Annotated in this window: 11 protein-coding genes; 9 read left to right on the top strand and 2 right to left on the bottom strand. The window is 51.0% G+C overall.

What is annotated here, in order from left to right:
* The first annotated feature begins 48 nt into the window (after positions 1 to 48).
* The 8 genes from glf (at position 49) to Mcas_RS11425 (ending at position 9,318) form a co-directional block, all read left to right on the top strand.
* Positions 49 to 1,164 carry a UDP-galactopyranose mutase gene (gene glf / locus Mcas_RS11460; RefSeq protein ID WP_040335677.1) on the top strand — a complete coding sequence of 372 codons (1,116 nt, stop codon included), beginning with the start codon at positions 49 to 51 and terminating at the stop codon, positions 1,162 to 1,164.
* Between the two features lie 83 nt (positions 1,165 to 1,247).
* Positions 1,248 to 2,030 carry a PP2C family protein-serine/threonine phosphatase gene (locus Mcas_RS11455; protein WP_052567279.1) on the top strand — a complete coding sequence of 261 codons (783 nt, stop codon included), beginning with the start codon at positions 1,248 to 1,250 and terminating at the stop codon, positions 2,028 to 2,030.
* A 26-nt stretch (positions 2,031 to 2,056) separates the two neighbouring features.
* A complete protein-coding gene (locus Mcas_RS16885) occupies positions 2,057 to 3,922 on the top strand; it encodes a protein kinase domain-containing protein (protein WP_162176315.1) in 1,866 nt (621 codons plus the stop codon).
* A 21-nt stretch (positions 3,923 to 3,943) separates the two neighbouring features.
* Positions 3,944 to 5,683: a serine/threonine protein kinase gene (locus Mcas_RS16880; RefSeq protein ID WP_052567274.1), complete on the top strand. Its 1,740-nt coding sequence runs from the start codon at positions 3,944 to 3,946 to the stop codon at positions 5,681 to 5,683.
* A 387-nt stretch (positions 5,684 to 6,070) separates the two neighbouring features.
* Complete coding sequence (rimP, locus tag Mcas_RS11440; RefSeq protein ID WP_052567272.1) at positions 6,071 to 6,538, top strand: ribosome maturation factor RimP; 468 nt, start codon at positions 6,071 to 6,073, stop codon at positions 6,536 to 6,538.
* Positions 6,535 to 7,623, top strand: coding sequence for a transcription termination factor NusA (nusA, locus tag Mcas_RS11435; RefSeq protein WP_052567270.1), 1,089 nt, complete (start codon positions 6,535 to 6,537; stop codon positions 7,621 to 7,623). The genes rimP and nusA overlap by 4 nt, the downstream gene beginning before the upstream one ends.
* Before the next feature lie 30 nt (positions 7,624 to 7,653).
* Complete coding sequence (locus Mcas_RS11430; RefSeq protein WP_081853811.1) at positions 7,654 to 8,457, top strand: prepilin peptidase; 804 nt, start codon at positions 7,654 to 7,656, stop codon at positions 8,455 to 8,457.
* 318 nt (positions 8,458 to 8,775) lie between these two features.
* Entirely contained in the window at positions 8,776 to 9,318 is a 543-nt protein-coding gene (locus Mcas_RS11425; RefSeq protein WP_040335676.1) for an NADH peroxidase, read from the top strand.
* Between the two features lie 135 nt (positions 9,319 to 9,453).
* Here the strand turns inward: Mcas_RS11425 and Mcas_RS11420 are convergent, their stop codons facing one another.
* Positions 9,454 to 10,956 carry an ASKHA domain-containing protein gene (locus Mcas_RS11420; RefSeq protein ID WP_040335675.1) on the bottom strand — a complete coding sequence of 501 codons (1,503 nt, stop codon included), beginning with the start codon at positions 10,954 to 10,956 and terminating at the stop codon, positions 9,454 to 9,456.
* Between the two features lie 95 nt (positions 10,957 to 11,051).
* A complete protein-coding gene (locus Mcas_RS11415) occupies positions 11,052 to 11,495 on the bottom strand; it encodes a cytochrome c (RefSeq protein WP_040335674.1) in 444 nt (147 codons plus the stop codon).
* Positions 11,496 to 11,685: 190 nt separating this feature from the next.
* Between Mcas_RS11415 and Mcas_RS11410 the strand changes: the two genes are divergently transcribed.
* Positions 11,686 to 14,907: a hypothetical protein gene (locus Mcas_RS11410; protein ID WP_040335673.1), complete on the top strand. Its 3,222-nt coding sequence runs from the start codon at positions 11,686 to 11,688 to the stop codon at positions 14,905 to 14,907.
* Positions 14,908 to 14,974 lie beyond the last annotated feature (67 nt).

The following is a 14,974-nucleotide window of genomic DNA, read 5'->3' as shown; positions in this document are numbered from 1 at the left end:
TCAGTCGGATGTTTATCTGTACACATGCACAATGATTGAGTTGACAACATGTCTGTAGACGTACTGGTTGTAGGGGCTGGGATTTCGGGGTGTGTGCTGGCGGAGAAGTTTGCCTCCGTTGCCAATAAAAGGGTGCTGGTCATTGACAGGCGTGGCCATATCGGTGGCAACTGTTATGACTTCCGTGATGGGGCCGGGATACTTATTCCGCTGTATGGCCCTCACATGTTCCACACCAGTTACGAGGACGTATGGCAGTACATCGGACGCTTTACACAGTGGTTGCCCTACAGGCACAGGGTCAAGAGCTATGTCGATGGCATGCTTGTGCCGGTGCCGGTCAACATAGAGACGGTCAACAGGCTCTTTGGACTGACGATGTCCTCGGAAGTGGAGATGCTCAACTGGCTGCAAAACAACACGCAAGAGATAAAGGAACCAAAGACCTCCGAAGACGTAGCACTGATGAGGGTTGGCAGGGTGCTCTATGAAAAGATGTTCAAGAACTACACCAAAAAGCAGTGGGACCGCTGGCCCGATCAACTCGATGCCTCTTTGATTGGCAGGATCCCGGTCAGGACCAACTTCAATGACGGATACTTCTCCGACAAGTACGAAGGCGTACCGGCTGGGGGGTATACGAGTATATTTCAGAACATCCTCGATCATAAAAACATAAGCGTCATGCTCAACGTTGATTATCTGGCCCAAAGAGATGCGCTCATCAGAGATATCGGGGGGTATGGGGTATTAATCTTTACCGGACGTATAGATGCCTTTTTTGATTACAGATTTGGCAGGCTCCAGTACAGGTCATTGGAGTTTGAGTATGAGACGCTGGATATGGAGTACTTCCAGTCAAACGTTGTGATCAATTACCCAAACGATCATCGCTACATGCGTGTGACCGAACCAAAGCGCTATACCGGTCAGCGCCACCAGCGCACGACAATCATCAGGGAGTATCCCACGTGGGATGGCGACCCCTACTACCCCGTCCCATCGCAGGACAACCTTGACCGCTACATGCGATATGAGCAGGCCGCCAGAGAACTCCAAAAAGACGGCATTTACCTCATCGGCAGACTGGCAAACTACAAGCACCTGAACATGGACCAGGCCTTCAAAAACGCCCTCGACCTCTTTGCAAAGATTGGGGGATAGAGAAGTGAAGACATTGGCGCTATATACAAAAATTTTATTGATCTGCTACAATATAGGTGAAGTCAATCAAAGGAGCAAAGTTGATGTCTATGTGGTCTGCCAAGGGTAAGACACTAAGAATCGAATACGGGATAAAGACACATATGGGCGGCAGGAGCGAAAATCAGGACAATTGGAACGCCGTCATTGACGAACAAAACGGTCGCTACTGCTTTGTTGTGGCTGATGGCCTCGGAGGCCATAAAGGTGGACAGATCGCCTCGCAGATTGCCGTCAACACGGTGACGGATTGCTTTGCCGGCATCAACGGCGACAATGTCAGTACGGAACTGACCAATTCCATGCTGGCCGCTCACAATGCCATCAGGCAGAGGAGCAACACCGATGATCGCCTGCGCAATATGCAGTCTACTTGTGTGGTGGTTGTAATCTTGGGCGAAAGGATGTTTTGGGCATACGTGGGAGATTCCCGCATATACATATACAGGCAGGGGCTGCCTTTCTACCGGAGCAAGGACCACTCGGTGGTGCAACTGCTCCTGGATATGGGCGAAATCACCGCAGAGGCAGCAAAGGACCACCCCGACCGCAACCGCGTACTCAAGACCCTGGGGATGCCCGATGAACTCAGACCTGCCATCCATGCCGATGGCCTTACCCTGCAGGAGGGCGACTACATCCTGCTCTGTACCGACGGCTTCTGGCAATACCTGGCCGACTCCGACGTGCAAAACCTCCACCTGCGCTACACAAACACCCCGGCACAGAAAATCATAGAAGCAATGACCAGGGATGTTGCCAAGACGGCACAGCGGACAAAGGAAAACTATGACAACCTTACGGCACAACTCATAATGGTCACGTAATGTACGAAAATATCTGTTGTAATTGCATGACGGACACCAAGGCAACCCCCAGTGTCTGCCCTCAATGTGGCAGCAGCATGGATATCAAAAACGATGCCGTGTCGTTGCAACCCCGCGTAGTACTAAACAAGCAGTACCTGATCGGTACGTGCCTTGGCTCCGGGGGGTTTGGCATAACCTACCTTGGCCTTGACCTGGTGCTGAAGATGCGCGTGGTCATCAAGGAGTTTCTGCCCCGAAACATAGCCAGACGGCAGAAAGACCAACTCACCGTGTTTCCAATATCCGAGGACTACGCCAACGATTACAGGTACGGATTGACAAAGTTCATCGACGAGGCCCAGACCCTGGCACAGTTCAATCATCCAAGCATTGCGCCAATCCTGTTTTTCTTCAAGGAGAACAATACCGCCTACTTTGTCATGCGTTACATCCAGGGTAAGACCCTTGAGGAGCACATAAAACTCCAGGACAAAGGCATCACACAGCAAGACCTCCTGGACATCATGATGCCAGTGCTGGATGGCCTCGATGCAGTACATCAGGGGGGGATATTACACAGAGACATAAAGCCCAAGAACATCTACATCCCTGACAGCGGCAACCCCATCTTGCTGGACTTCGGCTCTGCCCGCGACGCTATCAGCACAAAGCTATCCATATGCCTTACCCACGGCTATGCCCCACTGGAACAATACAGCTCGGATATGAAGCTGGGCAAACAAGGCCCCTGGACAGACATCTACGCCTGCGCCGCAACCATGTATAGCTGCCTCAGAGGATACAACTACGAAAAGAAACGCATGGACTCACCCACCAAGGCCCCGGACAGACAAAATGGCGAAAAACTCCTCCACATCAAAGACATATCCAGACAGAAGCTCTCCGAGGACTTTGCCAACGCCATCATGAAGGCCCTCGAAATGAACATACAGAATCGTCCTGCCTCCGTTGCCGAGTTCCAGGCGCTGCTGATGCCCCCCTCGGATTCCTCGACAACTACAGGCGACTCAAGCACGGCCGATACCGCCATGGAACTGCTGGTGGTTGCAGGCGAGTTTGAGGGAGAACGCATCCCCCTGACCAATAAGCCGGTTCTCATCGGCCGAGACCCCACCAAGTGTGCCGTCGTGTTGTCCGAAAAACGTATATCAAGCGTTCACTGCGAAATCCACAGGGAAAAGGGCGCCTTCTACGTCAAAGACCTCCGCTCAACCTTTGGCACCTTCCTGGATGACAAACAGAGGCTTGCCCCCTTTGAATCTACGTTGCTCATGCCCGGAGACGCCTTTTCGCTGGCAGGCTGCGCCGTCTTTCAGTTGACAAGAAAAAGTATTGCCGTCGAACCTAAGGACAATGCTCAACCGACACCTCAACCATCAGATACTCCTAAAACAGAACACTATGAACAAACGCAAATATTAAAAAACGATACGGGATTACAACAACAACCAAAAACCGGTCCCAAACCAAATCAAAAAAGCGTTCAAAAAAATGAAATCACTCAACTCCCCCTTGCCCCCCGCACAAAGAGATTGTTAAATTTCATCACAGACCTGACCGTGGTCTCTGTTGTTGCCGTGATATTGCGGTTCATTGTCATGTCATCCGGCACGGGAGGCGGCTTAGGATTAACGCTCCTGGTGTTTATAGCCTTGTACTTTGTGTACTATTGCATACTAGAGGGTATGACCGGTAAGACGGTTGGAAAGTTTATCACACATACACGGGTTGTGATGTCAGACGGTTTGCGCCCACCTGTTGCAGTTGTTGCAATGAGGTCTCTGGTGCGGCTTATCCCGTTTGAGCCGTTTTCTTTCGTGCTTAATAAGGACTGGCACGATACAATGTCTGGAACAACAGTTGTAATGGAGACCAAACCTCCTGGATAAAGCGTATGAGGCAATAAGCGTATGAGTGAACAACACAGTTCTGATTTTATGAAGATATGCGTCAACTGCATGGAGCGGAGAAACAGTATCCCTATCTGCAATCACTGTGGCTATGACGAAAGCAAGTACTCGGACCATCCCCTGCTTCTGAAACCCAGGACAATCCTGAAGGATCAGTACCTGTTGGGCAGGGTACTGGGACAGGGTGGCTTTGGGATCACGTACATAGGCATGGACATCAACCTCGACAAGAAGGTGGCCATTAAGGAGTTTCTTCCCACAAGCCTTGCCAGCAGGGAATTGAGCAACTATACGGTATTGCCCTTTAAGGGGAGTCAGGAAGAGAACTTCCGCGAGGGACTGCGTCTGTTTATAGATGAGGCCAGAAAGGTAACCAAGTTTGCCAACAACGTCAATATTGTACACGTCATAAACTTCTTTGAGGCCAACAACACCGGCTACATCGTCATGGACTACATAGATGGTGATACGCTGTCTAACCTCATAAAGAAGCGCGGCGGACGACTCCCCGTTGATGAGTCTCTGAGGTTAATGCTTCCCATCCTGGCTGCGCTGAAGGAGGTTCATGCACTGGCCCTGTATCACAGAGACATTTCCTCGCAAAATATCTATGTCACCAGTACCGGCACCCCCATACTGATAGACTTTGGTGCTGCACGCTATGTATCGGCAGAGCAGAGTCACAGCCTCGACGTGGTCCTGAAGGCTGGCTATGCCCCCATGGAGCAGTACCAGGCCAGGGGAAAGATCGGCCCCTGGACGGATATCTATGCCTGTGGTGCCACGTTGTATCTGATGATTACGGGCATCCTGCCTCCCCCGGCCCCGGACAGATTCTACGTCGATGAACTAAAACAGCCATCTGACATCGAGGGCATAGACATATCGCCCGTCCTCAGCAACGCAATCCTGCAAGCATTGGCCGTGAGGATTGAGGACAGGTTCAAGGGGATCGATGAATTCATAGCCGCTATTGAGCGAGACCCACAGGGGGAATATGTCGAACTGTTGGAAAAACACCTCGCACACAAACGCATCACCCTGGACAAACGCATAGCACTAGACCAATTTATGACCGCAAACAATATCGATAAAGCAACCGCTATCACCCTCGAAAACGACATCAGGGCCAGACTGAATGTCGATAAACTACAGTGGGAGAACGAATATAAAGACAACTATATACAGTTGTCAAAGAATCATCCCGACGGTATCCCTGATCAGAGGATAGAGCAACTGGATAGCACCTATGTCACCACCGGGCGCGTAGCCCACAGGTTGGTACTCAAGGACGCTTCAGCTAAAAAGAAAGCCTCAAAGCAGTCTCCGGAGGTTGAAGCGAAGAGGTACGCGGAGGTATCCAAAGGCCATGTAGCAGGGGCCCCCCTGGAAAAAACGCCCCCCGCATCATCAAAAAAGGGCATATACGCTGCCGTTGCGGCCGTTGCAGGTGTGATAATAGTTGCATTGTTTTTATTCGTAATGCCCGCAACCAAGAAACCGTTTGCCCCCCCACTGCCGGTACCACAACCAACGGTCATATCCCCCTCTGCCGATGTCCGCTACGGTTACATAAACGTATGGAGCAGACCCTCTGCCGAGGTGTTTATAGATGGCACATCCGTAGGAAAAACACCCCTGCCCCAACTAAAGGTACGAGCCGGTAAGGTCAACATCAAGCTAGTCAACAAGGCTTACAACATCAACGAAAGCTATGAAGAGGATGTCAAACCTGAATAAGACGGCCTTTTAATCCTCAACATACTGCGGACAAAATATGTATCCTCTTTATATTTCATGGTAACTATACTTTAAGGCAAGAAAGAAAGGGGCGGTTTGTGGCAGGGGTGCCTCACCCCCTCCGCCCCCCTTCAGAACCCCCCGCAAGGGGAGGGGCGAGGCGCCCCGGCCACGAAGAAGTCCCCTTGACCCCATTATTCTTAACCCTAATGTTCTAAACATTTATGCTCCTTTATTTACCATAGATTTTCTGCGGGACACAAAAAAACATAGCAATTTGACATTTCATTAACGAAAATGATAAATTATTAGGTGTAACGTAAATGACATAAGGAGAGTGGGAATATCCCACTTTTTTAGTTTAATAGCAAGAAGACATATGAATATATGATGCCGGCAGGCTTAACAGATAAGCGTCTGAGACCTTTGGTACAAGAGGTGGCAGAGGTGGTTGGCGTGGAACTTGTTGACGTGGTACTCAAGGGAACCGGAAGGAGAAGGGTTTTGGCTATAACCATTGACTCATCCTCCGGGGTTACGCTTGAGGACTGTAGCAACGTCAGCAGGCAAATTAGCGCCGTCCTTGATGTGGAGGACATTATACCGGGTCCATATACGCTTGAGGTGACGTCGCCGGGGATTGACCGGCCATTAAAGACGAGGGAGGACTTTGCCAAAAGTATCGGTAAACTCCTCAGGGTGGTTTCTAAGGAGAAGATAGGCAAGCAGAGCTTTTTCCTTGGCAGGCTTTTTGATGTAACGGCGACTTCTATCCTCCTGGAGGAGGACAAGAAAAGCGTGGAAATCCCTTTCGATAACATTTCGAGGGCACAAGTGGAGATAGAGATAAGATGAGCAAGGAACTCCGTTACGTAATCGAGCAATTAAGCCACGAAAAAGGTATATCAAAGGCACAGTTGAGAACAACCATAGAGTCGGCAATGTTGACCGCACTGAAGAAGAAATTCATAAGGAGTGAAAATGTCGGCTTGTTTATCAACCCCGATAACTATGAGATAGCCGCATACAAGGTCAAAACCGTTGTAGAGCAGGTCAGGGACAAGCACACGGAGATAGCCCTCAGCGATGCCCTCCTGTTAAGCGATAAGGTTGCCGTTGGCGATACGATCAAGGAGCCGCTTGATATCAAGGACTTTGGCCGTATTGCCGCACAGACCGCAAAGCAGGTCATACTGCAAAAGGTGCGTGAGGCCGAACGGGACGTCATATACGACAAGTTTATCACGAAGGTGGGCACCATAGCCTCCGGCACGGTGTTGCGTCGTGAAAAGGGAATGTACTACATCGGTATCGGCAAGACGGAGGCCATCCTGCCCGTCAAGGAGACCATACACAGGGAGCATCTCAAGGTCGGCGACACGGTACGCGCATACATCAGCGAAGTCGTCATAACGTCAAAGGGGCCACAGATAATGCTCTCCCGGACGTCTACCGACTTTGTTGTAGAGTTGTTCAGGATGGAGGTTCCCGAAATCGGCGACAACATCGTCATCATAAAGGGCGTAGTACGTGAGCCGGGAGAGCGTACCAAGCTGGCCGTCTTTTGCAAGGACACATCGATAGACCCCGTTGGTGCCTGTGTGGGGATGAAGGGAACACGTGTACAGACCATCGTACGCGAACTCAGGGGAGAACGCATTGACATCATCCTCTGGTCTCCGGACCCCCGCATCTACATCTCACGTGCATTGACGCCATCAGAGGTCGATAAGATCGGCGTCAACGAAGAAGACAAAACTGCCATGGCCGTAGTAGAAGACTCTCAGTTGTCAATCGCCATCGGCAAGAAGGGACAAAACGTGAAACTAGCCATGAAGCTCACCGGATGGGACATTGACATCATCAGCGAATCACGCTATACAAAGATGCGTCAGGAAAAGGCTGTCGATGACATCTTTCACGAAAAACACAAAAGCTAGTCCTGCCACTCACGATTGCCTGTATCAACAATGGCAGATGTGAGTGGTGTCATACCACCGTATTACTTTTACGCCGTTTTTTTAACAACCGGATTGGCAATCGGCTCGTTCCTCAACGTGTGCATATACAGGCTGCCCCTGGAACTGTCAGTGGTCAGTCCTCCCTCGCACTGTCCCAACTGCAACAGGCCCATTGCCTTCTGGCAGAACATACCGCTGTTGAGTTACATCTTCCTCCGGGGGAGGTGTTACTACTGCGGAGAAGGGATATCCTTACGGTACCCGCTTGTGGAGTTGCTAAACGGGTTGTTTTGGGTGTTTACATTTCACCGGTTTGGGTTAACCTGGCATTGTTTGTTTTATGTGGTGCTGCTCTCTGCCTTGATCGTTATAACATTCATAGACATAGACCATCAGATCATCCCCGATGTGATAACGCTCCCCGGAGTGATTGCGGGGGTGGTGGCGGCAAGTTTCATCCTCCCTGACTTATATGGGTATGGGGGAGTGTTGGGGTTTAAGGGGTCTGTCATTGGGTTGTTGGTGGGTGGGGGGATGTTTTACCTGATAGCCGTGATCAGCAAGGGTGGTATGGGAGGCGGAGATATTAAACTAATGGCTATGCTTGGCGCCATGTTCGGTTGGAAGCACGCATTGATGGTCACTTTTATCGGGAGCTTCACGGGGTCTGTCTACGGCCTTGCGCTGATTGTGCTTGCGGGCAAAGGCCGAAAGACAAAGGTTCCATTTGGCCCGTTTCTGGCCGGAGCATCGGTAGTGGCACTCTTTTACGGCAGGGACATCCTCATGCTATACCTCGGATTAAGCGACTAAAAACAAATAAGAGAGCGGCTTTTAGAACCCAATGCCACTTACCCTTCAGTATTGCTTCCTTTGCTAATTCATGGCAACTATACTGTTACGCATCCTGGATTCCTGGTCAAGCCAGGAATGACACAATTGGAAAACGGCTATAACTGTCATTCCTGCTAAAGCAGGAATCCATGCCTTTTAACCATGAAATAAAAATTACCATGATTTTTTAAGAGGATACGTATGTTGCAACTTTTATTCTTTAATATATGGTAAAATAAACATGTTGTGATTTACGTCACAGCACAAATTAAATTAAAAGAAGGGAGACAGTAGATTATGAAGAGATTTGCATGTACGATTTGCGGTTATGTACATCAAGGGGATGCCCCTCCTGATAAGTGTCCTCAGTGTGGCGCTCCGGCGGAGAAGTTTATTGAAAGCAGCACAGGGGGATTGACATGGGCCGATGAGCATAGAATAGGAGTCGCCAAGGGCGTTGACCAGGAGATACTGGACGGCCTGAGAGCCAACTTCATGGGAGAATGTACGGAGGTCGGCATGTACCTTGCCATGAGTCGCCAGGCAGACAGAGAGGGTCTGCCCGAGGTAGCAGAGGCATACAAACGGATCGCATTTGAAGAGGCAGAGCACGCCTCCAAGTTTGCAGAACTCCTGGGTGAAGTCCTGGTTGCAAGCACCAAGGAAAACCTGAAAGCCCGCGTTGAAGCAGAAAACGGCGCCTGCAAAGGCAAAAAAGACCTCGCTACCAAAGCAAAACAACTCAACCTGGACGCAATACACGACACCGTACACGAAATGTGCAAAGACGAAGCCCGACACGGTCAGGCATTTGAAGGACTGTTGAAACGATACTTTTAAGTTGCTGCGTATAAATATCCCCCATGAACAAAATACAAGAAGGGGTCAAGGGGGCTTCTTCGTGCCCGGGGTGGCTCACCCCTCCCCTTGCAGGGGGGTTCTGAAAGGGGGGCGGAGCCGCCCCCTTTTTTTTTCTTAACGCTGAACCTTCAACCTGCTTGGCTCGGTATGCGGGATGAAGCGAGCCGAGAGAAATTCACGCATGAATTCGCCGTCTTCGTTCATTTCCTTGTATGTTATGAGGCCGGTGATGGTGTTTATGTCCTGAAGTAGTGAGCGGTTTAACAGCAGGGCCTCCGCTCCCAGGACGGAGGAGTTGGTGATGGCCTTGACCCTGTCCTTTGGGAAATCGGGGATGAGTCCGAGTGTTATAGCCGCATCGGGGTCTATGCCGGTGCCAAGAGCCCCCGTCAGGTATAACCGCCCGATATCATCAAACGTGACCCCCACCGAACCAATGAGCACGTAAAAGAGCGTAAACATGGCAGCCTTTGTCAGCATAAACGTATCTATGTCGCCTTGGTTTATGACGATCCTGTGTGTGCCATCGTCGTCAATGACAAAGGCATACTGCCCCTGGGCATCTGAGATGATTGCTTCAGCAGGGATAAAGGCACCGCGGTTATCTATCAACCCTGCCTTGTAGAGACTTGCCACGAGGCTCACCATCCCCGATCCGCAGATGCCATCGGGGGGTAGGTCGTCAAATGTCCTGACGGTTACCCTGGCCGTGACCGGCTCTATGTCTACGTGATAAATAGCCCCCGGGGCAGCCCTCCTGCCGGCTCGTGCAACGCCCTCATCAAAGGCCGGGCCGGCCGCTCCGGCACCCACAAGTATCCAGTCCTTGCACCCGACCGCCACTTCGGCATTGGTACCGACATCTATAAGCACCTGCGGCCTATCGCTGAGATACAGTCCAGTGGCAAGTACGCCGGCCACCAGGTCACCACCAACGTAACTGCCCGTGCCAGGGAACACATACACCAGGGCTTCGCTGTTTATCCCCAGGGGCAACTCGTCGCCCCTGATAAAGCCCGGTGCGTGTATGGCCGGTACATAGGGACTGACAGGGATGTTGTCTGTAGACAGGTCTAACAGAAAATGGGTCATCACCGTGTTACCGGCAATCGTTACCGCAACAACGTCCCGGGGTGATACCCCCTGGGCATCAACAAGGTCCCGGATCAGCGTCCTTACGGCCTCCGCTAACACCACGTGCAGGGCATTGTCCTTTGCCGAGGTGGCATAAAACATCCGCGTCAGGATGTCCGAGCCAAAGGCCAACTGTGGATTTGACGCCTGAGAGGTTTGCAGCAGTCTGCCCGACTGCATATCCACGAGGCGTCCTGCAATGTTGGTAGAGCCAAGGTCTATGGCTACTCCGCAGAGGACGGCAGGGTTTAGCGATATGACCCTGTAACAGTGACCATCCCAACCCATAGAAACGCTAATTGAGTAGTTTGACGCCCTCAGAAGCGTCGGCAACTCTCTGGTAATACCCAGGGGGATGTACACCGGATGTCTGTTTATGCCTTGGAGCAGCCTTTCCGTGTCGGCCTGCTTATCGACCTCCGTGGGGTAAGGCAGCTCTATGTCCTCTTTCCATACCAGGGCGTTGATGTTCGTGATTGTCATACGTTCCTATCCCGATTTTACAACCGTTTGTATTGAAAATGCGTAATAGTTCACCCCTGTATACCTGAACTATTACCATCAATCATTGTCCGTGCTCACTGTCTGAACTTCCGGTGGCAATTTACACAACCACCAAGGAGCTTATTTGTCAGCTTGAGCATGGCCTCTTGGTTGTTCTGATGTGCGGCGTGAGCAAGCTTTTCCAGGTCGGCATGAAATGCCTTGTCTAATTTCACGAACTCCTTGACGTTGTGTTTGTTCTTGGGGATATCCACGGAGCCGGTTTTAATGCCCTCGTGGGTCTTCTCCAGTGTCCCATGCAGGGGTTCCAGCGCCTTATGCACGCGCTCTGCATCTCCCAAGGCAACACCCGATACGATTTCGGTAAAAGCGCTGTTTAATTTCACCATTTCCTCCAGTAGCGGACTGGCTGCATGTTCCTCATGGCTCTGATGTCCCCAGGATGACTGCACTGCTGCAAACATGAAAAGAGCAGCAAGCAGCACTGAGGCCTTCTTGATTACAGTGCGTTGTGTCACAAATCCTCCTTATTAAGTTGTATGTTTATCATAATCTGCTCTGATATCCCCACTATTATAGCAGATTTCGATTGGACGAAATACAAAAAAATAAGCGGAGTCGCCCCTTTCTTTGTATCGCATGCAATCCAAACGCGCTATAACATCTGCTGTTTACATACGACTTGCATTTGTGGTACACTTAAGTCACATGAAGAATGAAGCTAACAGCACGGTCAAAAAGTTCATCGGGGCCAACAGCCAGTTGAAGGTACTGCGCACTGCGCCAATGTATAGCGAAAAGCAGAAGAATTTCACGGAACTGATTCCGCATCCGATCATCCCGCAGGTATCTATCATGTGGGCGTTTCTGGAGAGTTACCTGAAAAAGACGGCTGATGTTTTCAGACTCTACCCCGAAACACGCATTATCCTTGAGCAGCGCATCGCCAACCTCAAGGGGTCTTTCAAGCTCCAGTCGGAGGGCAAGGTGGTCGATGCCGAAATCGTGGGCACTCACCACATCATTGTCAACTACCTCGTCCGACACTCACTGATCAACGACACCTTGACCCAGCAACAGCGCGAGGAACTCTTCTTCAACCTCCAAAAGGTCAGGGCACAACTGTCAAACGCATACGGTACCACCCCCGCGGTTATCGCCGTGGACAAGACCGACAGATACGTCGTAGACCTCATGTTTATGCTGGCCGAAAGCGTGACAAAGGCCATCTCCGACATGTCCGACAAGTCTTGGATCGAATGCAATGCAACCCTCGTGGCCGTTTTAAACGTCTACCGCAACCGCCTCAGCAACCTGCTGGAGAGGTTTCACGTCTTTATCAATTCGGCGGAACTGGGTGGGGCAACAACTCCCTCATTCCACGCCCACGCCATGTCGCAACGAAAAGACTCCCAGGTAGCTCTCCTGCCCGATGACAACAAAGAGGACGACACCATACTGACCAAAAAACATTTCGAACGCCTTGGTCCCCGTCCCCTGGATGGACAGTACATAACACAGATACTTCAGGAGATAGCACTGGAAAACTTCCTGAGCGTTGCCGAACTCGTCAACAAGAAATTCAATCCCGGCAATGACATGCTAAATATCAGACCCGATGACAACGCCGATACCCAACACACCCAAGGATTCCAGGAATGCATCATCGTCATCGACCCACACGACAAACAAGACGGTTTATACAGGTTTTTGAACCGCCTCAACGACATATGCAACAAGATAACCTCAGACCCCGCCTATGACTTTGACGCATTTCTGAGTGATCTTAGTCAACATGGCATAGTGGAAGGACTTCAGGGGTTGGTTCCACACTTTGACAACAACGCCCCAGGCAAGACCCTCTCCGCACAAAAGAGGATATCAACCCTCTGCCTGTTTATCAAAGACATGCGCCTCAGGCAACGCTACTGGAGACGCTTTTCAGACCGTGTGATGCTCTCCCCCGTGCCCGATATCTTTGCCGCATCCATAATGCGCAAGATAAAGATACGCGGCGTGGAAGAAAAGATCAAGGCCATCATCAACAAGACCGTCCCCGAAGGAATGAGGATAGATGTTGAGTTGACCGACTACTTCTGCTTCAGCCAGGGTGAGCACGTGATCCCGGCGTTTACGTTTGTTGCCGAGCCTCATGTGTGGTCGCTCTACGGCAAACCCGTGATGGAAGCCGCCGAGGAGGCACTCAACAGCCACTGGGAGAAGATATACTACATCACGGAGGCCTACGTCCGCTTTATGGGTGACAAGACCGTTGAGGCCGAAATCATCCAGAAGCTCGACGAACTCATCGGCGTCTCAAGCGTCCTGCAGGAGATGTCGCGCAACAAGCTCCCCTTTGAGAGCGACCCCAACAGTCTCCTCTACGCAAGTACTCAACCGATCAATGTCGATATAGCCGAAACGACGCAAAACTACCTGAGATACTTTGCCAAGTGCTTTGCCTACGCCAGGAGGAAGAAAATACTGTTGTTGCCCGGGCTGTGTCCGCGTGCCACCGTGATTGAGCTTAAGGAGATCGACGGGGTGCTCAGGGAAGTAGTGCAGGTGTCGCCGATTTCAGTCTACATGCCCATTATGACCCTCAAACAGTTTGAAAAGCGCCTTGGGCCATACGCTTTCCTGAAGGAGGCCAATGCACGCTTTGAGCTTATCGGCGAGGGGCAGGACAGATTCGTGATACAGAAGATGGGTGGTGAGTGTCGCACCAAGGGCAGACCCGTCTTCCACCGTGACAAGAGGGAACATCTCAAGAGTCGTCCGCGTGTAAACGAAGAGCCACTGGTTGAGGCCATCAGCGAAACCGTCAAACAGTATGTCTTTACCAAAGAGAATCTGGGAAACTCCGCACTCCTGTACTTTCAGCACTACATGCGGGAATATATAACGCGGGAGTACGCAAACGAACCTGACGTGTCCTGGAAGAACGTGGCCGAAGTGCTGTTTCACTGCGGCGAGGACATCTACAGCCTGGATATCGGCGTCAACATAGAGCGACTTTTGCAGGAGGCCTTTGCGGCAAGCCTGCATGCCAAGATGGAAATGGCAAAGGCACACAGACTGATGTGTATCATCAAGGAGGCCAGGCAGGACGCTATCAAAAAGATGAACGTTGCCAGCCAGAGAGGCGACAGACTGAGAACCCAGATCGAGGAAGGCGACTTCATGGCCACCTACGAACTGGTCATGGGGCTTATCCAGAGGTGCAAGAAGGACAGCCGCTTTATCCCGCTGCTGAATTCTCTCAATCTGCCAAAAAACGAAAGGACCCACGAACACATCCTATACATATTCTGCATAAGACTGGTGGAGCGATACGAATTGCTCCGGGGCGGCATGACAAAGGTAATGCGCAATGAGCTGTTGAGCAACAATCTCAATACGATTTCGTTTTTCAAACTCGCCGAGGTAATTGTAGAAGAGGCCTTCAACAAGGTCAATGAACGCTTTGCGGAGGTAATATCCAAAAAGACCCTGGATGTTGACAGTTGCATGAGAGACCGTGCCAACTCCGAGTACCTGATGGTAGAGCTGATATCGCGGGTGATCTACAAGTACATCAGCGAATCCCCCAAGCGTCGCCAGGAGTACTACAGCGCCGTCAAGTACTACTACGAGGACCACCCCTTTATGACCGAGCTGCTCAGTCACATTGCCGACGAACTAAGACGCAAGAGCTTTCAGACCGAAGAGCACTGGAAGGCCCTTGGAGCCGATCCGTCACAAGGGCATCTGGGTCTCATAGAGAAATGCATCATCCCGGCAGCAAAGATGGGTCAGTGCGTCATAAACTGCGAACGCTATGGCGAGGCCATGAACGACGTCATCACGATCATCGAAAACAACCTCTTCTCATACCCAACAAAGGAAGACATCCCACTGCCCACCACCACACCCTACTGTTACACGTAAGCCGATTACAGGATAAGTGCCACGAGCCGGCCTGACTCTCTTCTGAACCTAATATTTGTAGGCTTTT

It is taken from the genome of Candidatus Magnetobacterium casense, from assembly GCF_000714715.1.
In the GTDB taxonomy this organism is placed as follows: domain Bacteria; phylum Nitrospirota; class Thermodesulfovibrionia; order Thermodesulfovibrionales; family Magnetobacteriaceae; genus Magnetobacterium; species Magnetobacterium casense.
The sequence above is the reverse complement of the archived record's forward strand: the minus strand, read 5'-3'. Positions and strand labels throughout refer to the sequence as shown.

Coding starts and splice junctions, on each gene's coding strand:
- glf (WP_040335677.1), top strand. CDS start 49: ATGTCTGTAGACGTACTGGTTGTAGGGGCTGGGATTTCGGGGTGTGTG.
- Mcas_RS11455 (WP_052567279.1), top strand. CDS start 1,248: ATGTCTATGTGGTCTGCCAAGGGTAAGACACTAAGAATCGAATACGGG.
- Mcas_RS16885 (WP_162176315.1), top strand. CDS start 2,057: ATGACGGACACCAAGGCAACCCCCAGTGTCTGCCCTCAATGTGGCAGC.
- Mcas_RS16880 (WP_052567274.1), top strand. CDS start 3,944: ATGAGTGAACAACACAGTTCTGATTTTATGAAGATATGCGTCAACTGC.
- rimP (WP_052567272.1), top strand. CDS start 6,071: ATGATGCCGGCAGGCTTAACAGATAAGCGTCTGAGACCTTTGGTACAA.
- nusA (WP_052567270.1), top strand. CDS start 6,535: ATGAGCAAGGAACTCCGTTACGTAATCGAGCAATTAAGCCACGAAAAA.
- Mcas_RS11430 (WP_081853811.1), top strand. CDS start 7,654: ATGGCAGATGTGAGTGGTGTCATACCACCGTATTACTTTTACGCCGTT.
- Mcas_RS11425 (WP_040335676.1), top strand. CDS start 8,776: ATGAAGAGATTTGCATGTACGATTTGCGGTTATGTACATCAAGGGGAT.
- Mcas_RS11420 (WP_040335675.1), bottom strand. CDS start 10,956: ATGACAATCACGAACATCAACGCCCTGGTATGGAAAGAGGACATAGAG.
- Mcas_RS11410 (WP_040335673.1), top strand. CDS start 11,686: ATGAAGAATGAAGCTAACAGCACGGTCAAAAAGTTCATCGGGGCCAAC.